The sequence below is a fragment of the Chitinophaga ginsengisoli genome (assembly GCF_003014595.1).
Classification (GTDB): Bacteria; Bacteroidota; Bacteroidia; order Chitinophagales; family Chitinophagaceae; genus Chitinophaga; species Chitinophaga ginsengisoli.
This window is the reverse complement of sequence record NZ_PYGK01000018.1, coordinates 101614-126125: the sequence shown is the minus strand read 5'-3', so window position 1 is coordinate 126125 and position 24512 is coordinate 101614. Positions and strand designations below refer to the sequence as shown.

Below are 24512 nucleotides of genomic sequence, written 5' to 3'. Positions count from 1 at the left end.
TTCATTTAACTAATGGATCATGACAACACGTATTCACAATAAGTTTTTAATAATAGCTACGGGCCTGTTACTGTCCATGTCTTCATGCGACAAGATCCTGGACGTAACGCCGAAAGGCACTTATACTACCGCCACTTACTGGCGTAATCAATCTGATGCAGTCAACGGTGTGACTGGTATTTACAATGTGCTGCTGGAAGAAGATTTCACCGGACATGCTGAATTTACCTTTGATGATCCTTCTGACGATCAGTATCGTGCAGGCGACCACTCTGAAGATGTGGCTATCGAGAACCTTACCTATGATGCAGCGAATGCGCAGGTAAGATTTGGCTGGAGATGGAAATATGAAATGATCAACCGTGCGAACAGTGCGCTGATGTATATTCCGAAGATCCAGGGCATGGACGAGACTATCAAGAACCGTTGCCTGGGTGAAGCCCGTTTCCTGCGTGCATTCGCTTACTGGCGCCTGTTGCTGATTTATGGCGAAGCACCAGTGGTTACTGAAGAGGATGTAGCAGCAAGCAACTATGTAAAGCCGAAAGTAAGCGCAGATAGTCTCCGTGGTATTATCCAGTCGGACCTGCTGGCAGCTGCAGATCTTTTGCCTGCTAAGTATGAAGGTTCCGACAGGGGACGTGCATCCAAAGGTTCTGCCTGGGGACTGCTGTGTAAACTATATATGTATTGGGATAAACTGGATCAGGCGCTCATCTATGGTGAGAAAGTGCTGAACAGCGGTAATTATAATCTGGCGGCTACTTATGTAGCTAACTTCACACCTGAGACCAGCAACAACGACGAAATGTTGTTTGCGGTACAGACCAGCGATACATGGGGGTATTCTGATTTTACCACTTACTATACACCGCGCGAATGGAACGGATGGAACTTTCACCAGCCATTACAAAGCCTGGTAGATGAGTTTGAAGCAGGTGATGTGCGTAAAGCAGTATCTATTATGTCGCCCGGCGATAAGATCAATATCGGTTCCAGCATTGCTACTTACAGTGCTGATATGTCTGAAACTGGTTATCACTTCCATAAGTTCTCTTACTGGAAACCGAATGGTGGTCTGAACTATTCACTGAAAACACCGCTGTTGAGAACAGCTGATATTGCCCTGCTGGTGGCAGAAGCGAAGATCCGTACACAGGGTGTTGGTGCTGGTGATAATGAGATCAACATGGTACGTAAAAGAACAGGGCTGAAAGATGTAAGCGGCGCAGGTATGGCGGCTGTTATCCACGAACGTCGTTGCGAGCTGAGTGGTGAAAATGAGCGCCACCAGGACCTGATGCGTTGGGACAAAGCTGGTCTGATCGATATCACTACCTACTACAATAAACCCAAGTATGGAAAGGGTGGTAATGTACTGGTACCCGCACGTACGTTTATCCGTCCTAAACACTATTACTTCCCACTGCCACAGTCTGAAATAGACAGAAGCAATGGTGTGCTGATCCAGAATGAAAACTATAAATAACAGGTTATAAATTTTTATCTTGAGGCGATGGCTGATATATATCGGCCATCGCTTTTAAAGTCATTTTCTTCATGCAATTGAAAAAGATCATTGTTGCCTTATTGCTGAGTGGTTTGAGCGTGCCTGTTATGGCGCAGTTGGATAAGACCGCTACAGAAGCATTTTTGAAAAGGATCGTGAAAGACAGGGCTGCTGCTTTTACTTTTGAATACCTGGCTGCAGACAGCGGTAAAGATGTGTTTGAGATAGAAAGTAAAGCAGGGAAGGTTGTATTACGAGGTAACAATGGCGTCAGCATTGCATCTGCATTGAACTATTACCTGAAAAATTATTGTAACAGCAGTTTTACCTGGAATGGCACCAACCTGCAATTGCCGGCAAAGCTGCCAGCAGTGACGGAGAAAGTGCATCATGCTACTCCTTACAAATACCGCTACTACATCAACTACTGTACGTTCAACTACAGCATGTGCTGGTGGAACTGGGAGAGATGGCAACAGGAAATTGACTGGATGGCGATGAATGGCATCAACATGCCATTGGCGCTTACCGGTGAAGAAGCCATCTGGCAGGAAGTGTATAAGGAGATGGGCTTTACGGATGCGGAGCTGGATAAATTCTTCAGTGGTCCGGCTTATTTCTCCTGGTTATGGATGGGGAATATTGATGCCTGGGGCGGTCCTCTTCCCAAGCATTGGAAGGATAGCCACAAAGCTTTGCAGCAAAAGATCCTGGCAGCGGAACGTAATATGGGGATGATGCCTGTATTACCTGCTTTTACAGGACATGTACCGCCGGCATTCAAAGATAAATTCCCCGCTGAGACGGTGAAGAAAACCAACTGGGATGCAGGCTTCCCGGATGTTTACATCCTGGACCCAAGCAGTCCGATGTTTGATAAGATTGGTAAACGTTTTATCGAAGTACAGACGAAGGCATTTGGTACAGATCATTTTTATTCTGCTGATACTTTCAACGAAAACGTACCTCCATCCAATGATTCCAGCTTCCTGGACGCTATGAGCAAGAAGGTGTTTGCTTCTATGGCATCAGCAGATCCTAAAGCGGTGTGGGTCATGCAGGGGTGGATGTTCCATTATAATGCCAGCTACTGGCATCCTACACAGATCAGCGCATTGTTGAAAGCGGTTCCTGACGACCATATGATCGTGCTGGACCTGTATAGTGAAAGTCATCCGGTGTGGTATAGCACAAATGCATATTACGGAAAGCCGTGGATATGGAATATGTTACATAACTTTGGGGGAAATACCGGTATGTGGGGAGGAATGGATTCAGTGGCGCATAACCCTGCTGCTGCGTTACATAGTCCTGCTTCCGGTAAAATGGCGGGTATAGGTCTTACGCCTGAAGGCATTGAACAGAATCCGGCTTTATATCACCTGATGCTGGACAATGTATGGCGCGATCAGCCGCTGAACGTAGACGATTGGTTGAAAACCTATGCAGGTCAACGTTATAATACACATAATGAGCTGATAGACCAGGCCTGGCAGATACTGTATCATACAATATATAGTGGTGGTCCTACGGAAGGTGCGCCGGAGTCTATCATTGTAGCCCGTCCTACGCTGGACATTGCAGCGGACAGGGTGAAGACAAAGCTCAATTATGATCCTGCGAAATTAATACCTGCCTGGGACTTGTTCGTAAAGGCTATTCCGCAGGTAAAGCCAACAGCCGGATTCAGGTATGACCTGGTAGATCTTACAAGACAGGTATTGGGCAATTATGCCAGTCCATTACAGCAGAAAATTGCTACCGCTTATCAGCAGAAAGACCTGAAAGCTTTTCAGCAATACAGCAAGCAGTTCTTAGCATTGTTGGATGATATGGATACTTTGCTGGGTACCCAGGAAGGTTTCCTGTTGGGCAAATGGGTAAGCGATGCACGTGCCAATGGGATTACCGAGGCAGAGCGTAACCTGTATGAGTTCAATGCAAAAGACCTGGTGACATTGTGGGGAGATAAGGAGAGTCCGCTGCATGAATATTCGAACCGCCAGTGGAACGGTCTCATTAAAGGCTTTTATAAGCCCCGTTGGGCGCAGTTCTTCAAAGTGTTGGATGCGGGCCTGCAAAATGGTAAACCGGCTGATTTAGCGGCTTTTGAGGCACAGGTAAAGGCATTTGAATGGAAGTGGGTGAACAGTCATGATAAATATGCTGCACTGCCTAAAGGAGATGCGGTGAAGACCGTGCTAAGACTGTACGAGAAGTATAGAAAAATGATATAGTCATAAAAGAGATTGTAGTCGGTCGATAGTGAGACGTTGACTGGCTGCATGTTGGGCCTCCCTACTCCGGGGGCCCTTTTTTTATGTCAAAAGGATTTTGTAGGAGCTACGTTGTTTGTAGCGCGGGACCGTACCCCAGGGAAGTGACAACCGGTACCGCAATCAACCGGGTAGCAAAACGCTGGTGGACTCCGTAGGAGTCAGGTTGTTTGTAGCGCGGGACCGTACCCCAGGGAAGTGACAACCGGTACCGCAATCAACCGGGTAACAAAACGCTGGTGGACTCCGTAGGAGTCAGGTTGTTTGTAGCGCGGGGTTCGTAACCCCGGGGAAATGATAATCCCCCGAGGAGATGTTTATTGCCGGAGGTGCGTACCCGTGGATAACAAAACAAATTGTATTTTACCCACAAACAATCCTGCTGATAAGAGAATATACATTGTCAGATAACAGACGTAGCCGTTAATTCCCTTTTCAGCAAATACAACTGATGCGGAACTTCAATAGTTTGATATAAGTCGAACCCCGATTTCTCATACCAGTTTACATTCCGTTGTATAGATGTTTCCAACAGAATAGGATAGTTTACGGATGTTGCATGATCAATGACTGCATCCAGTAACGCTGCCCCTTTATGCTGGTTCTGCTGTGACGGTATGACGCCGATAAACCATAGGTATACGTAGTGGCTATAAGGATATTTTTCCTTGATTGTTTTTTGCCTTTTCAGGAGAATGGGCAGCATCGAAATACCAGGGCCGCGAAATGTGCACAACAGGCTTTGCCATATGGAGCGGAGCGTCGTTACCTCTTGCCAGGAGTGGAGTACCAATGCACATCCATCGTTGGACGGATTGATGAATATTTTTCCTGAAGTATAACATTGTTCAAAGGCGTAGTCCATGAGTGCCCTGATCCTGGAGGTGCGACGGGCGTCTTGTGGAATAATGGCATTGACGCTGATGTTGCAGTCGAAAGACGCGCAGAGGATGTCGAGGATGAGTGGTTTGTCGTTGGAAGTGGCTGTTCTCATTCGGGAGGAGATTGTTGATTATGAGGGGTTAAAATTACGGGAGGATACTTGTATTCACGAATTTTTTATGATGGGTTTTACTTGTGTCTGGGGCAGAAATTCGAAACGAATATTCCCGGAATATGTCTTTCCTATTCCTGATGACTTTTTGCCTTACTTTCTCCACTTAGATACCGCTTAGATACCTCTTATCCTCCCTTTATCCTCCCTTCCGAAGGGAGGATAAAGGGAGGATAAGAGGTATCTAAGCGGTATAAAGATGGTACTTAACCAACAAGCTGGTTTTCGCCTGGTTAATAATGTTGCTCAATTTTCCGCCACATGTTTTTGCGTTCCTATGCACACTACTTTGCATCCTTTGGACATTCTTCAGCACCACGTTGAAATCTTTCTTAACATTGTATCACACAGTGGGAAAACCCGCATTTATAACGCTCAAAATAACCAATATGAAAAACAACTATTCAGCAATTTGCTGTGTGCTTGCCCTGTGCGCCTCAATAGCAGGCTGCAGGAAGCCACAGACAGACACACCACGGGTTACCGGTACTCAGGCGTCAACGCACAGTACTTTAAGCACTTCTGTCATCTTCACGAATGCACTACCCTCATCGAATAATGGCAGTTATTATGACCCCTGGGTCATTAGGGTAGGTGATTTTTATTACTACTGCGGTTCTGACGGCGGCCGTTTATGGATCACCAAATCAGCGACCTTACAGGACATCCTGATGCAACCCAAAACTTACATTTTCACACCTCCTTCCGGCACCGGATATTCATCGGAGTTGTGGGCGCCGGAGCTGCATTATCGTAGCGGCCGATGGTATGTGTACTTCGCTGCGGATGATGGCAATAATGCCAATCACCGGATGTTCGTACTGGAAGGCGGCAGCAATGCCAATGATCCGTTGGATGGGGGATACGCTTATAAGACCAGGTTGAGCGCTACGACTGACAGATGGGCTATAGACGGGTCTGTTTTCGACTTCAACGGTCAGCAATACTTCATCTGGTCGGGTTGGGAAGGGGCCAGCAACGTTTCCCAGTACATCTACATCGCAAGGATGAGCAACCCTTATACGATTTCAGGGGAAAGAGTGGAGATATCCAGGCCTGATTATGCCTGGGAACAAGTAGGCAATCCTACTGTCAACGAAGGCCCTACGGCACTCGTCAGCGGTAATACGGTCAATATCATTTACTCGGCAAGTGGCAGCTGGACGAACGATTACTGCCTGGGAAGGCTTACCTGCACCAATGGTAACCTGATGCAAAAGAGCTCCTGGACAAAACCTTCCACGCCCGCATTTTCCAGGTTTGGCAATGTGTATGGACCGGGGCATGCCTCGTTTGTAAAGTCGCCGGATAATATCCAGTGGTGGATCGTTTATCATGCCGCCAATACAGATGGTTCCGGATGGGACAGGAGAGTGATGACACAGCAGTTTTCCTGGGACGGAGATATCCCTTATTTCGGCTATCCCATAGAAAAGGGTATTCCTATAGCCGCGCCTTCTATTGGGCCGGATTATGCTATGCCAATCGCGAATGGTGTGTATCGGATCAAGTCGAAGGTAACAGGGCAGTGTGTAGACGTACCCGACGGTGCGCCAACACCGGGATTACAGATACAGCAATGGACAGATAATGGCTTTACAGCACAGAAATGGAACTTCACCAGCCTGGGAAATGGTTATTACAAGATAACTTGTGTAGCCTCCGGTTTAAATCTGGATGATGCCGGTGGGTTGCTGAATGCGGGAAATATCCTGATCCAGTGGACTGACAACCAGAATATTGCGCAGCACTGGCGCGTGCAGGATATGGGTAATGGATATTTCAAACTGATCAACCGCAGGAGCCTGTTGGCACTGAATGTACCGTACAGCAATCAGACACCGGGCACCAAACTGGAACAATGGTTTGAAAACCAGTATGATGCCGAACTATGGCAGATCATCCCTTAAAAAAATATATGCTTATACGTATCCGGAAAGGAAATTGCGATTTTCCGGATGCGTATAAGTTGCCTGATCGACGAACTTACAGACATAGTTGCCTATTGAAGAAGATGTACGTGTCATGTCACCATGCTTCTTTTAGTCCTGTTTTTAATGCGGCCTGGTATTTTACCTGGTCAAAACTATATAAAATAGGGCTGCGATGTGCGCCTCCCTTTCGTTCCTTATCGTGTTTGATGAAGATGTCATATGCCAGCATTTTACGCTGGAAGTTGCTTCTGCTTAATGGTTTACCAAGGATGGTCTCATATAGTTTCTGCAGATCCGGCATAGTGAATTCCTCCGGCAGGAGATTATAGCCAATAGGCTTATAATTTAGCTGAAAACGCATGTTTTCCAGCGCGGCTTCATAGATCTGACGGTGATCCATCATCATAGCCGGTAGCTCATGTACACTTTTCCATTCACAGGCTGTTGAAATATCGTCTACTACCGGGATGATCTGCTCATAATCTACCAATGCGTAATAACCAACAGATATGAAACGCTGTCTGAACCATATTGATTCGGGCAGATAGCTGAGGTCTTTTTCTGATCTTCCCGTATTACCGAAGGCCTTAAACTGCTCAAGGAATACTTTTTCTGCACCTGTCCGGGACTTCAGGATCCTTATTGCCGCATCATCAATATGCTCGTCCTTGCCCACATATCCTCCCGGTAATCCCCAGTGCTCCTGACCTTTCATCCTGATGAGCAATACTTTTAAGGTGTTGGAATGGAACCCGAAAACCACACAATCAATAGATACATGCGGTAGATAATCCTTGTAAAACTCTTTACTCCGTTCCTCAAACAGTGAAATTTCGTCCATACCTAAAAATATAATATTTGGAGTCCAGGGGGAATATTTTTATCATTGTATCATAATGAGACAATGGGCCATGTATGCCGGAATTGTTTCGATATGCCACATATTTTCTCACCGTTATGAAACATCCAGGATGAAAGCCAGACTTTTTATTGCCTTCGCTATTGCGTGTACCGGCATGAACGTATCAGCGCAAACCCAATTCACCATCGTCAATAATAAAAATGGAGCCACATTAGGATATTCACCTGCATCAGGGGTGAAAATACTGAAGGTAGGCGGATTACAATTCAAGGACCTGAACAGGAACGGCAAGCTGGACAAGTATGAAGACTGGCGCCTTCCTGTGGACGAGCGGGCGAAAGACCTGGTGAAGAAGATGTCTGTGGAGCAGATCGCAGGGCTGATGTTGTATAGCATCCATCAGTCCATTCCCGCAGCTGAGATGGGTTTCCGTTCCGGTACCTACAATGGGAAAACTTTCCTGCACAGCGGGGCCCGGCCAGCTGATCTGACGGACCAGCAGAAAGCATTTCTGAAGAATGATCACCTGCGGCATATATTGGTTACCTCCTTACAGTCGCCCGCCGTAGCGGCGGAATGGAATAACAATGTGCAGGCCTATGCTGAAGGACTGGACCTGGGCATTCCTGCCAACAACAGCAGTGACCCCAGGCATACGGCAACAGCTACTACAGAATTCAATGAAGGGGCCGGAGGGCAGATCTCTTTATGGCCCGACGGACTGGCCATGGCGGCAACATTTGACCCTTCCCTGGTGCGGCAATTCGGGGAGATAGCCGGGAAAGAGTACCGTGCTTTGGGAATCACAACAGCCCTGTCTCCGCAGATCGATCTGGGAACGGAACCACGCTGGTACCGTATCGGTATGACCTTCGGAGAGAGCAGTCAGCTGACCACCGATATGGCAAGGGCGTATATTGATGGTTTTCAGACCTCTGCCGGCGCTGCCGAGATCAAAGATGGCTGGGGATATCATAGCGTCAATGCAATGGTGAAACACTGGCCGGGAGGTGGTCCGGAGGAGGGTGGGAGAGACGCACACTGGGCATATGGAAAGTTTGCTGTCTACCCGGGGAATAATCTGCAGGAACATATCTCGCCTTTCGTGAATGGTGCGCTGAAGCTGAATGAGAAAACGCTAAAGGCGGCAGCTGTGATGCCTTATTATACCATTTCCTATAACCAGGACACGAAGAATAAGGAAAACGTCGGAAATGGGTTCAGTAAGTACCTTATTACAGATCTGTTGAGAACCCAATACAAGTATGATGGCGTGGTTTGTACAGACTGGCTGATTACGGCAGATGAAGGAAAAACACCTGATCAATTTGCGGGAAAATCATGGGGCGTTGAAAAGCTGTCTGTTGCTGAAAGACATTATAAGGTACTGTTGGCAGGTGTGGATCAGTTTGGAGGGAACAATGATGTTAAACCTATAGTTGAAGCATACAAAATGGGTGTGAAGGATTTCGGGGAACAGGCATTCAGGGAACGTTTTGAACAATCGGGTATCCGCCTGCTGCGAAACATTTTCCGTACAGGGCTCTTTGAGAATCCTTATCTCGATGTTGAGACAAGTAAGCAAGCGGTGGGGAACAAAGACTTTATGAAAGCAGGTTACGACGCGCAGGTAAAATCAGTGGTATTACTGAAAAATCATCAGGCTGTTTTACCGGTACAGCAAAAGAAAACGGTGTATGTGCCAAAGATGTACACAGCTGCCGCGAGAGACTGGTGGGGCAATTTTATGCCGGCGAAGTTTGAATACACTGTAGATACCAATACCATAAAGAAATACTACAATTTAACTGCTGATCCTAATGCTGCTGATTTCGCGATCGTATTTGTGAACAGTCCGCAGAGCCCTTCAGGCGGTTATGACAGTAATGACCGCAGAAAGGGTGGGAATGGTTATGTACCTGTTACATTACAATATGAAACCTATACAGCTACGGATGCGCGTGAAAAGAGCATCGCAGCCGGCGATCCTGTAGTAGATCCTACAGTGCTTGACCGCTCTTACAAGAATAAAACAGTCACTGCGGCCAATTTCACTGATCTGCAAACCATACTCGACACAAAGGAAATGATGAGAGGAAAGCCGGTCATTGTTTCTGTGACTGCTTCAAAGCCGATGGTGTTCAGGGAATTTGAATCGCAGGTGGATGGTATTGTATTGAACTTTGGTGTATCTACACAGGCTGTGTTGGATATCATCTCTGGTAAGCAGGCACCTTCCGGTCTGTTACCGGTACAGATGCCTGCCAATATGCATACGGTAGAAATGCAGAAAGAGGACCTTCCTTTTGATATGGAGTGCCATGTAGATGCCGACGGGCATCGCTATGACTTTGGTTTTGGACTGGACTGGAAAGGCGTCATCAGCGATGAACGCACAAAACGTTATGGCCATGAGTCGTCAGCGCTGGCGGGAGTGAAATAAGCTGCTAATTGAATGTTTGTCTGAATGCCAAAGGCGAAAGGTTCGTCTTTGTTTTAAATAATTTGCTGAATGACTGGGGATGTTCAAAGCCTAATTCGTAAGCGATCTCACTTACAGAAAGAGCTGTGGTAGAGAGCTTTTCCTTGGCTATTTCAATCAGTTTAGTGTGAATGTGCTGCTGGGTATTCTGCCCGGTCAGCACTTTCAGCAAGCTGCTTAAATAATTGGGAGATACATTCAATTCACTGGCGATATACTGCACAGTGGGGAGTCCTTTCTTTATCAGGTCATCACTGTTAAAGTAAGCATTGAGAAGTGTTTCAAGGCGGGTAAGTATTTTATGGTTGCTTATTTTGCGGGTGATGAACTGACGGTGGTAAAAACGTTCCGCATAAGTGAGCAATAGTTCCAACTGGGCAATGATGACCGGCTGACTGAATTTGTCAATGTTGGAGTGATATTCCCGTTCTATCTGTTGTATAATACCAGTGACGATGGTTTCTTCTTTTTCAGAAAGATGGAGGGCTTCATTGGCCGCATAGCTGAAAAATTCATACTGTTTTATCGTTTTGGCCAGTGGCGTATTCCAGAGGAAATCGGGATGGAAGAACAGCAGCCATCCCGAATGTTCCAATGCTCTGTCTGGTTCAATAGAATAAACCTGCCCGGGAGCAATAAAGAACATCACACCTTCATCGAAATCATATTCCTGTTGACCATATTTCAGCTTGCCATGAAAATTTTTTTTCAATGCAATAGAATAGAAGTTTTGTGTAAGCGCTTTCGGTTCATTATCCCGGAGTTGTCTTACAGATTCCAGGTTTACTACACTCACCAGGGGATGTTCAGGCTTTGGTAAGTTCCTGAACTGGTGGTAGTCGCTGATTGTCTTGAGTTGATGCGGTTCTTTGTTCTTCATTCCCTAAAGCATTATCATCGTTGGTTAAAAACAGCGGCAAATTCCTTCACAAAATCTTCCAGTTTTACCTTTCCGAGGGGGATAGGTTTGTGTTGCTCGTAATCTTCCGCAAAGGCGCCACTGTGAACGCAGGCATACATTTCGACAAGACTGGCAGCAACAGGTGGCCGTACACCTGCCTTTTCCAGACCATCCTGCATTTCTTCATCCGTGCATACTTCCCATCGCAGATCAGGCTTTCCGATAGCTGTACCTAAAAGGTGGACAATCTCGTTGACGGTACGTTCATCGCTTGCAATATACCGCACTTTTCTGGCAGGAGCAGTGGTGGTTATTTCTTCTGCAGCAGCGGCGGCTATGTCTGCCGGTGACACCAATACGATCTTGTCATCTCCGCCATAATTTGCCCGGACAAAACCAGCTCCTTTAATCATGGGCAGATAGTTGTAAAGATTGTAGAAGAAGTAACCGGGTCGAAGGCTGGTGAGGGAGATACCCGGTATTTCACCCAGTACCTGCTCTACATCATGGGCACCGAGCAGGAGGCCGGTACCTTTGTCAAGATGCGCTCCCATTGTGCTTAGGTGAACGACTCTTCGCACGCTTGCCTGCCGGATAGCCAGTGCATAGTTGCGGCCTACTTCCCGGTAGTAAGTTCTCGGATCGTCTGTCCCGGCGTGATTGGGAGGTGTCATCACATATACAGCATCAGCACCGCTGAATGCTTTCGCGAGAAAGCCAGCATCTTCTACTGAACCAATAGCTGCGGTAGCACCTAAAGCTTCGATGTCCTGTTGTTTTTCCGGGTTGCTGCTGATAACGGTAACGGTACGACCTTTCTGTAGTAATTCTTTTGTAAGCGGCTTGCTGATATTGCCTAAGGAGCCTGTTACGATCACTTTCATGGTGTTGAATTTTATGCTACAAAGGTCAGTCGTCGTAGAAAAACGGACGTAGCCAGATTTAACATTGTTGTAGTCAAAACCGGGGTACTTATCCCGCGGTACTAACAAATTTGTAGGTAACCAACGTTCGGATATTATCTGATACCTTTGATCGAAATATTTCGATAGATATGGACTTGTATTTAAAAGGAAAAACAGCAGTCATAAGTGGTGCCAGTCAGGGTATTGGCCGTGCTATTGCAAAGGGATTGGCTGCAGAGGGTGTGAAGGTTTTCGCTACAGCAAGGAATGAAGCATTGCTGCATAGCTTAAAAGAGGAAATAATTGCTGCAGGAGGGAGGGAGCCTGTTATTTTCGTACAGGACTTCGTGGCAACAGATGCTCCGCAGCAAATTGCAACCGCAGCGTTGTCGGGTCTGGGGCATGTAGATATGCTTGTAAATAATACGGGACGTAGTGCGCCTATGGATGTTGCAGGACCGGAGGATGAGTGGGAGGGGGCTATGACGATGGACTTCGATCGTCACCGGCAATTGACACAAGCCTTGTTACCTCATTTCATGGAGCGTAAGCAGGGAGCTATCCTGAATATCATCAGCACGTATGAGTTACGTTCAGTCAATGGTTCTGCTGTTGCAAAGGCTGCTATCGTGGTATGGTCAAAGCAGCTTGCCGGACAATTAGGTAAGTATGGCATCAGGATTAATTGTCTGCAGCCGGGATTGATTGATACGGAGAACATCCGCCGTTTCTTTTCCGCTGAAGAACGGAGGCAGTTTGCAGAAAGAGAGATCCCATTAGGTGATTTCGGTGAGCCAGAGGATCTGGCTAATATGGCGGTGTTCCTTGTGTCGCCCAGGGCGCGATACATTACAGGCTCAGTAGCGGTGGTGGATGGAGGCATGCGGCATTATCCTTTTTAAGGACCGGTTCTTTTTGCGCCAGGGGAACAACTGGCACGGCAAGAAGCCCAGCTGGGCGGCCTAAGTTGCCCAGCTGGGCTTCTCGGGGTAATCATTGATGAGGCCAGTGGATTTAGGATAACACGTCTGTTAACACATCCAGCATTTTTCCCCATGCCTGTTTAGACTGCTCAATAAAATCCTCTGATCCTGGTGGCATCTGGTGTGTCAATGTCAGCTCACATCCTTCCAGGATTGGCGCAATATCGATCACTACCCGGGAGTGGCTGCCGCTGGGGTCCTGTTTCACCGACCAGGTGAATGCCATATGATGTGGCCTGTCTATGGCCAGGAATTCACCTACATGATCGAACTGGTTACCTTGTCTGCGTACCGAGTAGGTAAATTTTCCGCCGACAATAGGTTCGTTGGTAAGGCTGACGATCTCTTCATCTCTTACACACGGACCGAACATGAACTGCCCGATCTGCCGGGTATCGAGAAATGCGTTAAAAGCCTGGTCCGGTAGTGCTGAGAATATACCGGTGATTACTGCATGAACGGGGAATTTATCTGACATGTCTGCTGGTTTTTCTTCCTGCTATCAAATATACGGCAATACCTGCACCCGGCGAGCACGGCCCCTGTTTTTAGACACTGAAAAGGGAACATAGGTAATAGGAGCGGACATACAGTGTTCGTTCCCGGACATTCTGCAGTCGCAGTTTTTTCTGAAATGCTTGTCCCTCGCAGCTTCCATAATTGGCATGGCAGTTGAAAAAGGATAACATTACATAGCACCTGATATATGTTCAAAAACTATTTCAAAATCGCCGTCCGCAACCTGCTACGCCAGAAGCTCTTTACCGGATTGAATATTTTCGGACTGGCTATAGGGATGACCTGCAGTTTGCTTATTTTTCTGTGGGTACAGGATGAGCTGAGCTTTGACAGGTTCAATAAGAATGCAGGTAATATATATCGCCTTACGTCCAGAATAAGTGACAATGATGCTGCCACTGTTCCGCCGGCTATGGCGGCCGCGATGAAAGCGGAGATTCCCGGTGTGAAGAATGCAACAAGGATCGCCCCGTTTCAGCGGATGGTAACAGTCGGTACAGCGAAGTTTGATGAGAAGAATATTTATTTCGCCGATGCCAACTTTCTGAAGATCTTCAGTTATCCTTTACTTAGCGGAAACGTAAATACTGTACTTGCTGCACCAGACGCAGTCGTGCTTACTGAAGCAACTGCCATCAGGTACTTTGGTACCGCAGATGGCGTTATTGGAAAAACTATCTATATCGACAATGATATAAAGGGAACTACGCTGACGGTAACGGGCATTTTAAAGAATGTTCCGGCCAATTCTCATTTACAATTCGACCTGCTGCTACCCATACAGCTGTATGATAAGATTAATGGTCCTGTGGGCGCCTGGACTAATTTTGACTTGTATACCTATTTCGAGCTCGCCGATCATTTTTCCGCTACTCCGGCTGCGCTCAGTGAGATTGAGCGACAAGTCTATGAGATACGCGCCCGGAACGATAAATTTCCGCTACCTGTAACCTTCTTTGCACAGCCGCTCCTGGATATTCACCTGCACTCGCATTATATGCTGGACGTACCTGGACAAGGTAATATCGACTACGTAATGATATCTTCGCTGGTAGCGATTTTTATTTTGCTGATTGCCTGTATCAATTTTATGAACCTGTCTACCGCGCTTTCTTCACAGAGAGCTAAGGAGGTGGGATTACGTAAAACCATCGGCGCCGAGCGTTTTCAGCTCATCCTGCAATTCATGGGAGAATCCTTGTTGATCACATCGGTATCATTGTTGATCGCCATTGTATTTGCAGCATTGCTTTTACCTTTATTCAATGACCTGACTTCAAAGCGTATTTCCATTAGCCTGTTGAATTTAAAGCTGGTGGCATTACTTCCAACGGTTGCTGTACTGGTAGGCGTCGTGTCTGGCAGCTATCCTGCATTTTTCCTTTCATCTTTTAAGCCGGTGAAGGTATTAAAAGGTGTAACGAACCTACAGGGCAGGAAGTCCTTTTTAAGGAATGGACTGGTAATCGTACAATTTGCTATATCGGTTGTTTTAATGGTCTGCACGCTGGTAGTGTACAAACAACTGCAGTTTATAAAGAACAAAAACATCGGCTTTGATAAGGAGAACCTGTTGTATGTAAAGATGCCTGAAGTGGGTGATCTGCATAATAACAAGGAAGCGCTTACCGCCACACTCGAACAATATTCAGGCATCTCTTCCTACACGATTACCGATAACCTACCTACCTATATTACTAACGGTATGGAGCTTCGGGGCCCGGCAATGAAATCTACGGATTACCTGATGGGTTATCGCCTGCGTACAGATGCCAATTTTATAAAGACCTTCAACATGCATCTGGTTGCCGGCCGATTCTTTTCTAAAGATATGAAAGGTGATGATACTACTTATGTAGTGAATGAGACAGCATTAAAGGCGCTGCATCTCATGCCTTCAGAAGCAATCGGTCAGGAAATTACATTGAACGACGCAAAGGGCGCTATCATTGGCGTAGTGAAAGATTTCAACTTCAAGCCCATACAGCAGCCTGTTGAACCTTTGATAATGAAAGATAATTTTGCTGGTGGTTATGTGGTGATGCGTACAACGCCGGGCAATATGCCGGCTATTATAGCTGCCATTAAAAAGGTGTTTGAAAAGGTATACGGCGATTATCCTTTTTCCTATGGTTTTGTAGATGAAGACCTGCAGAAAATGTATCTCGCAGAACAGCGGATGGGCAAACTGTTTAACATTTTTTCCGTTTTGTCTATTATCATTTCCTGCCTGGGACTTTTCGGACTGGCAACCTTTGCTACGCAGCAACGTTTCAAGGAAATAGGTGTCCGGAAGGTATTGGGTGCGAGTGAGGCTGGCATTGTAGCCATGCTTACGAAAGACTTCATCCGGCTGGTGGCGTTGGCACTTGGAATTGCTTTTCCTGTAGCCTGGTGGGCGATGAATAAATGGCTGGATAATTTCTTCTATCGTATTAATATCGGCTGGTGGATGTTTGCACTGGCAGGATGTGTGGCCCTGGTAATAGCGCTTTTAACCGTGAGCTATCAGTCGGTAAAGGCCGCAGTTGCTAATCCGATAAAGAGCCTGAGGACGGAGTAAAACGGTATTTAATATCATTTATAAGTGGTCCCGCAATTGTTATTAGTAAACAATTGCGGGACCACTTCGTGTAAAGATAATATTTGCTTATTGTGCAACAGTGAAATGGTATTGTCCCGATCCTACTTCCAGGATGGTTTGTTCCTTGTCAACGCTGGCCAGTTGTATCTCTTTTTGAGCTGTGACGGGCTTACCGCCTTCCATCACGGTATTATTGTTTTTAGCCGGTATATAGACAGTTGCTGTTGTATTGGCAGGTATGTCCACGTCAAGGCTAAGCTGTCCGTTTTGGAGCCGCCAGGACGATTTAATCTGCCCATAATAAGTCTGCAGTGTAGCATTCGCGTCTGTCAGTGAACCACCGGGATTCGGCCGGATGATAATATGATGATACCCCGGTGCATCCTCTTTCGTATCAATCCCTGTAATGACCCTGTACATCCAATCGCCAATAGCGCCATAAGCATAGTGATTAAATGAGTTCATACCAGCATTTTCAAAGGTATGATCAGGCTTTTCTCCATCCCATCTCTCCCAGATGGTCGTAGCACCCATTTTAACCGGGTACAACCAGGAAGGATAGGTGTCCTGCAACAAGAGTGTATAAGCCATATCCAGGTGCCCAAAGCGGCTTAAAACATGGCATAAATAAGGTGTACCCAGGAAACCCGTAGTAAGATGGTTGTTATAGCTTTTGATATTCTCTACTAAGCGATTGGCAGCCTGTTCCCGCAGGTTCTCAGGTAACATATCGAAATTTAAAGCCAGTACATAAGCTGTCTGGGAGCTGGATACCAGGCGGCCGTTAGGCGTAACATATTCCTTCATGAATGCAGCCTTAACACGTTGCAGTAGAGCAGTATATTCTGTTACTTCAGCTGTTTTACCCAATACCTGCGCGGCATTGATAAGCAATTGTGTGGAATGGGCATAGAAACACTGTGCAATGAGGTATTTATCTGTGATAGCCGCTCGTCCATCCAGGTCATCATCCGGATGATAGAATAGCCAGTCGCCAAAATGGAAGCCGGTATTCCAGAGGTCCTGCGGACTTTGTTTATGCATATATTCCACCCAGGCTTTCATGCTGGGATATTGTTGTTCCAGCAATCGCTTGTCTGCATAAGCCAGGTACATATTCCAGGGAACAATAGTGGCTACATCCGACCAGCCGGCGGAGCCCATAGACCCTTCCCCAAGGACATTGGGTACCACAAAAGGAACACTACCATCGGCACGTTGATCCGCTGCAACGTCTTTCAACCATTTGGCGAAGAAGTTATTCACCTGGCGATTGTATGCTGCTGTTCTGGAGAAAGCCTGTGCGTCGCCGGTCCAGCCTAAACGTTCGTCACGCTGAGGGCAATCGGTAGGAACATCGAGAAAGTTACCGCGTTGGCCCCATTGGATATTATGCTGCAACTGGTTGATCAATTGATTGGAACAACTGAAATTACCGGTTGCCGGCATATCGGAATAGATAGCAAAGGCGGTAAAATTATCCGGGTTGATGTCGCCGTTAAAACCACTTACTTTCACATAACGAAAGCCCTGGAAAGTGAACTGGGGCTCAAAAGTTTCCGTGCCATTTCCTTTAAAAATGTAAGTGTCTTTTTGTTTGGCCCGGCGAAGGTTTTCTGTATAGAAATTGCCTTTCTTGTCGAGCACTTCTGCATGTTGTAGTATAATACTGTCGCCTGCATGGCCTTTGAGTTGTACCTGTACCCAGCCCACCAGGTTCTGGCCGAAGTCCATCACTTTCTCGCCAGCAGGGGTGGTAAATATCCGTACAGGTTTGAATTGTTCGTGCTTTTTCACCGGTTCATTTACGGTGGCGATCAGGTTGCTTTTATTATTGTCGTTGCTTAGCTGAACACCTGACCAACTCTGATCATCATAACCAGGGGTGGACCAGCCTTCTTTTTCTTTCCTGGCATCGATAGTTTCGCCGTTGTAGATCTCGGAATAAAGAATGCTGCCGGTGGATGATTTCCAGCTGTTGTCAGAAGTGATCACTTCTTCAGTACCATCCGTGTATTGGATATTTAACTGGAACAGCAGCCCTATTTTAGCCCCAAAATGGTTCTTACTGTCTTCCCATGCCAGATAACCACTATACCATCCTACGCCTAATGTTACCCCAATAGCATTGGCACCCTGATGAAGCAGGTTGGTTACATCATATTGCTGGTATTGCAGTCTTTTCCGGTAGCTGGTCCATCCGGGAGTGAGGAGCGCATCGCCTACCCGCTGGCCATTGATACGTGCCTCATACATACCACGGGCCGTGATATAAGCGGTGGCTGACTGTATTTTTTTCCCAGCCTGGAATGTTTTGCGGAACAGGGGACTGGGTCGTGAAATGCTGTCCTGGACGAATCCCGGTTCTATCCAGCTGGCTTTCCAGTCGCCGGGTTGCAGGAGGCCCATTTGCCATTCCGCTACAGGACTCCAGCCGGACGCCTGGCCTTTGTCGTCCCATATCCTGACCTGCCAGTAATATTTTTTACCGGAGGTTAGCGGAGCGCCTCCATAGGGCACGTGAACAGATTGTTCAGCGCTTACTTTACCACTGTTCCACGCCAGTTCCTTACCCTGGCTGAGAAGTTTTGAGGAGGTACCGACACGTACTTCATAGGCTGACTGGTGGATATTCCTCCTGTTGCCCGATAACTGCCAGCTAAGCAAGGGCTGGTGTACATCGACACCTGTTGGATTGATACGATTCTCACAAAGCAGAGATGCAACCTGGGTCTGCCCCAATGCATCTATACAGAAAGCATAGATCAGCAGAAAGAAAAGGACCTGTTTTTTCATTTACGCGAAATTTGTTGTTTACGTTTAGATCGTTAAATATAAGGAATGACTGCTTTTAACTGTCCTGTACTTTCATAGTGAGGGCGGAACATTAATAGGTTAGGAAAGAAGGGGGAAGAGATGATAATAATTTATCAAATAAAAAAACTGCCGGCGAAGGACCGGCAGTTTTGTTGTTGTAGATAGATTGTTTTTTTAGTACAACATCAGAGATAATACTTTTTTTGTACCGTATCCCGTCAGTTCTACCATGTAATAACCCTTTGGCAATGCAGAGAGATATAATATATGCTGCTGTTGCGATGTTGTTGTGTTATAAACAACACGTCCCTGCAGATTATAGACGTTGATGACCACTGGTTTTAGCAATGGTTTTTCAAACTTGAGGTATACTTCACCTTCTGATGGATTTGGGAATGCCTTTACTTTATTGGTGCCGGAAGAGACTTCGCCGATCGCGGTAATAACAACCGCGACCGATGACGATATGCTTCTGCAGTCGCCTCCGTTGTACGCTTCTACCGTGTAACTGGCATTAGCCCTTGCACGGTAATAAGAGGCCATAGCACCCGGGATAGCGATATCATTTTTATACCACTGTAACTGATAGTTGCTATTTGTAAACAGGCTGTCGCCACGTTGTGTGATAACCGGCTTTTCAGGCTGGTTGATGATTGTAACGGGTACTGACCATATGGTTGTATCCGCCGGTGAGCTGGAGACGATGCGTATGGCGTAATTAGAGGAACATGCCAGTGAATCGGGGAGGGTTGCTGTCAATGTTACTGACTGCATATCGCTTTGTAATGTGGTCAGTGTGATCACTTGCCCTGGCTCCAGTCCGTTCATTCGTCCTCCGGGATTACTTAAGGTAAGTTGCAGCGTATAGACGTTATCTGGATTTCTGGGCCAGTGGAATCTACCCGCTACTGACAGATCATCCTGGATGTCGAAAACTGGCGTCTGGTTGCCAAACGTCACCGTATCAGGCCATGCTTCCGTTTCCGGAACACTGTAGATGCTGGTAAGGCCCGGGCAGCCGTTAGGTTGTACCACCTTTACCTGGTAATTGCCCGGTGTGATAGGCGTAATATAAGAGGCATGAGTGGGCAGCTCCTTATCATTAAAATACCAGGTGAAGGTATAGCCCGGTAATGAATCGTTCAGCGGAAAGATAGCACTGTTGCCAACTGCCTGATAGATGGCTAATGTATCTTCTATTAATCCGTAAGCCAGCTCCGGCTGAAAACCAGCACTGAGTTCGAGGTGTATAGTGTCTGCCGCACGGATATTGTGGCAGCTGTCAAATATACTGACAGTATAGTTGCCGGAACTGGTAACCTGTATGTCTCTGGTAGTAGCGCCGGTGTTCCACTCGATATAAGCTGCTTCGGCCGGGGCATCAACAGATAGTGTGGCTTTATCCCCGCAAGGGGCTGGATTGCTGTTGATTTTCGCCGTCCATTCTTCTCCTGTGGATTTTATAACCAGTTGTCGTCTGGCCAGACCTTGTTTACCAGACGCAGTTACCACACGCATGAAGACATTGTAAGTGCCGGGTCTGTACAAATGTACAGGCTCTTGTGTACTGCCGGCATTGAGATCGCCAAAGTCCCAGGTATAACGAAGGATAGAATCGCCGGGAACAGATGCCGGACCATGGAAAGAGACCTGAGTAAGGCACGCAGATCCCAGCGTATCATAGGTAAATGAGACAGGGTCAGGCAATGGTGGTAAATAACCAACATTGAAAATCGCATCTACATAGTTGCTGCAACCGCCTTTAATCTCAACAAGTCCTTTGTAGTTCCCGTCCAATGGGTCCACGAAATATGGCTCATGACTAACCCTGACGATCTCGCCGTCTCTCCACCAGGTGAATGTGATATTCGGTGATGGATTCTCAATAGAGAATACATAATCATCTCTGTTTGATAGAATGACTATTGTATCATGCTCGCCCTTTCTCAGAAAGTCCCAACTAGGCGCGAAGTATGGCTTGAGGTCTACATCTACAAACGCAGTTCCCCGTACATTATGACAGGTGTCTCTAACTGTCAGTGTATATCTGCCTGATGATGTGACGAGTGTAGAGTCATCCCATCCATAGTTACTCCAGTCAAGAACAGGAACCTTTAAAGTAGTATTGGCTATTAGCCAGGCGCCGTCTCCGCATGGTGTCTTTCTTACGGTGATAGTAGGAGTATAGTCGATCAGCTCCACCGTTATTTCCCGGCTGGCAAGGCCTTTCAGTCCTGATTTTGTTCTTGTGGAGAGAGAGACAGTGTATGTTTTACCTGGTTTAAATTCATGTAGCGGGTTTTGCAGAACGGAGGTGGCATTATCTCCGAAATTCCATGAATACGCTACCATAGAGTCTTCAGGGAAGCGAGGTCCATTGAACTGTAGTATGTAATTGAGACAAGGGTCAGTAGTATAAGTAAAATTAGCTGCCTGGCCCTCATAGGGAAATTGAACCGATCTGCTTTTACAACCGTTCCTGTCTTGTACCTCTACTACATAGCTCCCTCGTATCAGTCTTGTGTTGAGCGGCGTAGTGACAGCGGGAAGTATTGTGTCATTCCTATACCATTTATACGAAAATTCGCTGGAATCCGGAAGTGCTGTGAGCGTATCACCGGATGGAGCGCTATGAAGTGTAATGCTGGCTTCGAACGGCCTGATGAGGGTCACCTGAACGGTATCTCTCGCGCGTATATTACCTTGTTTGTCTATCAGGCGCACGATATATGTACCGGAGCCTGTAACATAAGTAGTGTCTTTGTTGCCGCCATTGCTCCATACAAGGCTATAACCATTTAAAGGACCTTTGGCATTGGCTATAAGCATCGCACTGTCCTGACAAGCGAAGATCTTACTAATTTGTGCATCTAATGACCAGGTAGTTATTGAAGACGCTTTTACTTCGAGACTGTCGGTATATAGAATGCCACTGCAGGTGTCTTTTACTGTTGCTTTATAGTAACCTGCTTTCAGTACATGTATTGTATCCTTGCGAACGCCCGTGCTCCATAGTACTTGTTGGCCGGCAGGTGTGACAGTTGCTTTCAGGATGTGCACACCCGGGAGTGATGTTACATCGTCGGTGATCTTCACTGAATAATTGAGAATCGGATCAATCACTACTGTTTTCGATATATTGAACTGGCGACCTGATACGGTGCGTGCATTCATTTTAGCAGTATATGTACCTGCTGTTGCATACTGGTGCTGAGTCGTATGGCCGGATGTGAGAGTATCGGGCGTACTGTCACCGTAGTTCCAGATGATTGATCTTACGGTATCTGTGCTCGACGAAGCCGTATAGATGCCTGACTTGAAATTAACTTTCAGCGAGTTACAATGCTCGCGGGAAAAGCTAAAATTAGCAATAAGGCTGTCCTTAGGCATCTGATACTCAAAAGGTATTGATGTGTTATAGCATCCGGCGATGCTTTCTATCCCCAAAACATAAATCCCCCGGATAAGCTCTCCCTGTTTGTACCCATCGCGCGAACCATATCCCACCAGGGAATCATTTCTATACCAGTAATATTGTTGATTGGGTATTACCGGAGCTGGTACAAGATAATCTTCGCCGCTGATATGCTGGAGTGTAATGGTGGGCACAATAGGTTGTTCAATGGTAACATCGCGATTGGCTGTACGTGTTTTGCCGGTATTATCTTTAAAAACGGCGGAGTAGTTGCCACCTGCTGTTACATGAATTGAATCGGATATAATACCTGTGTTCCATGTAACAGTATAAGTACCTGCCGGGGCATTGGTACCTGTCTTTAGCCATGCCTCGGTCATACAGTTGTCTTTGTATACTGTTTTGATACCAAAATTCCACTGACTGGAGCCGGGGGGCAGTACTTCTATCGTGTCTCTGGCGCGCTCCAAGCCACAACTGTCCTTAATAAAGGCAGAATAGCTACCGTAGGCAGTGACATGTAAGGACGCTGTAGGCTGGTTATATCCCTCGAAATATACAGGGATATCCGCAGGGGTGGTAGTGGCAGTCAGTATGTGCACACCGGGTATTGACAGTGTGTCATCTTTGAGAGCGATGGCCCAGTCGCTGGTTTCCCGGGGCACATTAATCTGTTTGGTGAAAGTATCTGTAACGCCGGATTGTGTAAATGCCACCAATTCAACAGTATGCATACCGTAGGTGCCGAAATTATAGATGAAGGCAGCAGCAGTATTAACATTTTCATCATCAATACGCCATTGCCATGCGATCACTTTATCCTGACTACCCACCGGAAATGCCATTGCACTATTGAAACTTACGGATTGTTCATGGCAGGGCGTTATCGTATATAAGAAATCTGCGGTTGGCCTGGTGACAGTTGTAACGCGAATGGAATCTGTGATAGCATCAGGGTATTCGGCGTTTTCTGTTATATCAACCCAGTATTTCCCCGCCTTTGTGATTGTCAGGGTCTGACCATAGTAGCTGAAAGAAGGATCTTCACTTCTCCAGTTAAAGCTTGCGCCGGTATTGCCCGCAGACAGTGTGAGTTGTGTTGCGGTAACGGGCAGAATGGTGTCCCTGCCGTTCCAGCTATTATGTTTAACCCTGCTGCCACGGATAAACGCCGGTATTTCCAGTGCCGCCTCGCTACAAAACAGGGTATTATTACCATATTCATAGTACGGTTTAACGGAAATCCTATACTGCCCGGGGTTGGTATAATAGTGCTTTATCTTGTTTGAACGGGTGCTTGTAGAAGTTGTGCCATCGCCCCAATACCACATCAATTTGTTAAAGGTGCTAGGCTCGGAAGAGGCATTGACCCAGGCGCTTATTGCGAAACCATCACTGGTCCAGGTCATGGCGTTACCATAATTGGCTGTCACCTCCGGACCAATGAGTGGTCCTACAAGGGTGGTATCATACAGTGTAGTACCGCATGCTGTATAGGCTACTGTGTAAGTACCCTCCGAATTGATCCGAAGGTCTTTTGCTGTACCGACTTGCGTCTCGTTCCTGAACCAGCGGTAAGTACCGAGGCTGTCGAAATTGGCCGGGGCCAGTTCATTTTTTAATGTGAAAGGGAGAAAGGTATTACTGCAGAAAGCATAGACAGGTGGCAACTGAAGGGCGGCGCCTATTCTGACAGGACCAGTATACTGATTGCCTTGTCTCGTAGCTGAGTAACCAAACTGATCTCTCACGGTAAGTTTTACGGTGAAGATGCCTTTTTGTGTGTACGTGTGTGTTACAACAGGTCCCGAGCTATCGATCGCCCCGTCACCGAATTCCCATTTCCATGCCACAAAGGCAGCATTGATAGGGGACCAGCTGCTATCTTTAAATGAGACAGTGAAAGGGGCAGTACAGGATTGTGTTCCGGATTGTACAAAATCTGCATCAGGGTTTCTCTGCTGAGATGAAACTACATGAGACAGCAATAGCAATACAAACACTTGTAGTGTTGCCTTCATAAGGTATAAGGAATTGTTGAGAATATAGTGGTGCAAATATATGTTAAAACATTTATTTGTGTTAAGGGGCCTTCTGATATGTTTTAAAGTACCGCTATAGGGAGCGCAGGGATAAAGACAGCCCCACTATACAGCTTTAATATGTGATAAGATCAAATACTAAAGCCTCCATGTCAACAGGAGGCTTTAGTATCATAATTTATTATACTGCTGGGCTTAAGGGGAGGTTGCCCAATCATAAAGATAATC

At 46.6% G+C, this 24512-nt stretch carries 13 protein-coding genes; 6 read left to right on the top strand and 7 right to left on the bottom strand.

Translation table 11 applies throughout. The features are described from left to right. Positions 1-19: 19 nt before the first annotated feature. Positions 20-1489, top strand: a complete 1470-nt coding sequence (locus CLV42_RS29290; protein WP_106605501.1) for a RagB/SusD family nutrient uptake outer membrane protein — start codon at positions 20-22, stop codon at positions 1487-1489. A 71-nt stretch (positions 1490-1560) separates the two neighbouring features. Then, positions 1561-3747, top strand: coding sequence for an alpha-N-acetylglucosaminidase (locus tag CLV42_RS29285; protein WP_106605500.1), 2187 nt, complete (start codon positions 1561-1563; stop codon positions 3745-3747). 442 nt (positions 3748-4189) lie between these two features. Here the strand turns inward: CLV42_RS29285 and CLV42_RS29280 are convergent, their stop codons facing one another. Further along, positions 4190-4780, bottom strand: coding sequence for a GNAT family N-acetyltransferase (locus CLV42_RS29280; RefSeq protein ID WP_106605499.1), 591 nt, complete (start codon positions 4778-4780; stop codon positions 4190-4192). A gap of 449 nt (positions 4781-5229) precedes the next feature. Between CLV42_RS29280 and CLV42_RS29275 the strand changes: the two genes are divergently transcribed. Further along, the gene (locus CLV42_RS29275; RefSeq protein ID WP_170117697.1) at positions 5230-6750 is read left to right on the top strand and encodes a family 43 glycosylhydrolase; all 1521 of its coding nucleotides are present in this window, start codon (positions 5230-5232) and stop codon (positions 6748-6750) included. Between the two features lie 118 nt (positions 6751-6868). On the opposite strand, the gene CLV42_RS29270 is transcribed toward CLV42_RS29275, so the two are convergent. Beyond that, entirely contained in the window at positions 6869-7615 is a 747-nt protein-coding gene (locus CLV42_RS29270; protein ID WP_106605497.1) for an NUDIX hydrolase, read from the bottom strand. Positions 7616-7745: 130 nt separating this feature from the next. On the opposite strand from CLV42_RS29270, the gene CLV42_RS29265 reads away from it, so the two are divergent. After that, on the top strand, positions 7746-10079 hold the full coding sequence (locus CLV42_RS29265) for a glycoside hydrolase family 3 protein (protein WP_106605496.1): 2334 nt from the start codon (positions 7746-7748) through the stop codon (positions 10077-10079). A 4-nt stretch (positions 10080-10083) separates the two neighbouring features. Here the strand turns inward: CLV42_RS29265 and CLV42_RS29260 are convergent, their stop codons facing one another. Further along, entirely contained in the window at positions 10084-10998 is a 915-nt protein-coding gene (locus CLV42_RS29260) for a helix-turn-helix domain-containing protein (RefSeq protein WP_106605495.1), read from the bottom strand. A gap of 14 nt (positions 10999-11012) precedes the next feature. Further along, on the bottom strand, positions 11013-11903 hold the full coding sequence (locus tag CLV42_RS29255) for an NAD(P)H-binding protein (protein WP_106605494.1): 891 nt from the start codon (positions 11901-11903) through the stop codon (positions 11013-11015). Positions 11904-12073: 170 nt separating this feature from the next. On the opposite strand from CLV42_RS29255, the gene CLV42_RS29250 reads away from it, so the two are divergent. Continuing rightward, positions 12074-12826: an SDR family NAD(P)-dependent oxidoreductase gene (locus tag CLV42_RS29250; RefSeq protein ID WP_106605493.1), complete on the top strand. Its 753-nt coding sequence runs from the start codon at positions 12074-12076 to the stop codon at positions 12824-12826. A gap of 112 nt (positions 12827-12938) precedes the next feature. Here the strand turns inward: CLV42_RS29250 and CLV42_RS29245 are convergent, their stop codons facing one another. Next, complete coding sequence (locus tag CLV42_RS29245) at positions 12939-13385, bottom strand: SRPBCC family protein (RefSeq protein WP_106605492.1); 447 nt, start codon at positions 13383-13385, stop codon at positions 12939-12941. Positions 13386-13613: 228 nt separating this feature from the next. Here CLV42_RS29245 and CLV42_RS29240 point away from each other — a divergent pair, with 228 nt between their 5' ends. Then, positions 13614-15989 (top strand): ABC transporter permease, encoded by a 2376-nt coding sequence (locus tag CLV42_RS29240; protein WP_106605491.1) that lies wholly within the window; start codon positions 13614-13616, stop codon positions 15987-15989. Between the two features lie 87 nt (positions 15990-16076). Here CLV42_RS29240 and CLV42_RS29235 read toward each other — a convergent pair whose 3' ends face one another. Both CLV42_RS29235 and CLV42_RS29230 read right to left on the bottom strand, forming a co-directional pair. Beyond that, positions 16077-18806, bottom strand: a complete 2730-nt coding sequence (locus tag CLV42_RS29235; RefSeq protein WP_106605490.1) for a glycoside hydrolase family 78 protein — start codon at positions 18804-18806, stop codon at positions 16077-16079. A gap of 195 nt (positions 18807-19001) precedes the next feature. Next, positions 19002-24263 (bottom strand): PKD domain-containing protein, encoded by a 5262-nt coding sequence (locus CLV42_RS29230; protein ID WP_106605489.1) that lies wholly within the window; start codon positions 24261-24263, stop codon positions 19002-19004. Positions 24264-24512 lie beyond the last annotated feature (249 nt).

What these genes read in the sequence shown, in the direction of transcription:
- CLV42_RS29290 (WP_106605501.1), top strand. Translation starts at nt 20, where the DNA reads ATGACAACACGTATTCACAATAAGTTTTTAATAATAGCTACGGGCCTG.
- CLV42_RS29285 (WP_106605500.1), top strand. Translation starts at nt 1,561, where the DNA reads ATGCAATTGAAAAAGATCATTGTTGCCTTATTGCTGAGTGGTTTGAGC.
- CLV42_RS29280 (WP_106605499.1), bottom strand. Translation starts at nt 4,780, where the DNA reads ATGAGAACAGCCACTTCCAACGACAAACCACTCATCCTCGACATCCTC.
- CLV42_RS29275 (WP_170117697.1), top strand. Translation starts at nt 5,230, where the DNA reads ATGAAAAACAACTATTCAGCAATTTGCTGTGTGCTTGCCCTGTGCGCC.
- CLV42_RS29270 (WP_106605497.1), bottom strand. Translation starts at nt 7,615, where the DNA reads ATGGACGAAATTTCACTGTTTGAGGAACGGAGTAAAGAGTTTTACAAG.
- CLV42_RS29265 (WP_106605496.1), top strand. Translation starts at nt 7,746, where the DNA reads ATGAAAGCCAGACTTTTTATTGCCTTCGCTATTGCGTGTACCGGCATG.
- CLV42_RS29260 (WP_106605495.1), bottom strand. Translation starts at nt 10,998, where the DNA reads ATGAAGAACAAAGAACCGCATCAACTCAAGACAATCAGCGACTACCAC.
- CLV42_RS29255 (WP_106605494.1), bottom strand. Translation starts at nt 11,903, where the DNA reads ATGAAAGTGATCGTAACAGGCTCCTTAGGCAATATCAGCAAGCCGCTT.
- CLV42_RS29250 (WP_106605493.1), top strand. Translation starts at nt 12,074, where the DNA reads ATGGACTTGTATTTAAAAGGAAAAACAGCAGTCATAAGTGGTGCCAGT.
- CLV42_RS29245 (WP_106605492.1), bottom strand. Translation starts at nt 13,385, where the DNA reads ATGTCAGATAAATTCCCCGTTCATGCAGTAATCACCGGTATATTCTCA.
- CLV42_RS29240 (WP_106605491.1), top strand. Translation starts at nt 13,614, where the DNA reads ATGTTCAAAAACTATTTCAAAATCGCCGTCCGCAACCTGCTACGCCAG.
- CLV42_RS29235 (WP_106605490.1), bottom strand. Translation starts at nt 18,806, where the DNA reads ATGAAAAAACAGGTCCTTTTCTTTCTGCTGATCTATGCTTTCTGTATA.
- CLV42_RS29230 (WP_106605489.1), bottom strand. Translation starts at nt 24,263, where the DNA reads ATGAAGGCAACACTACAAGTGTTTGTATTGCTATTGCTGTCTCATGTA.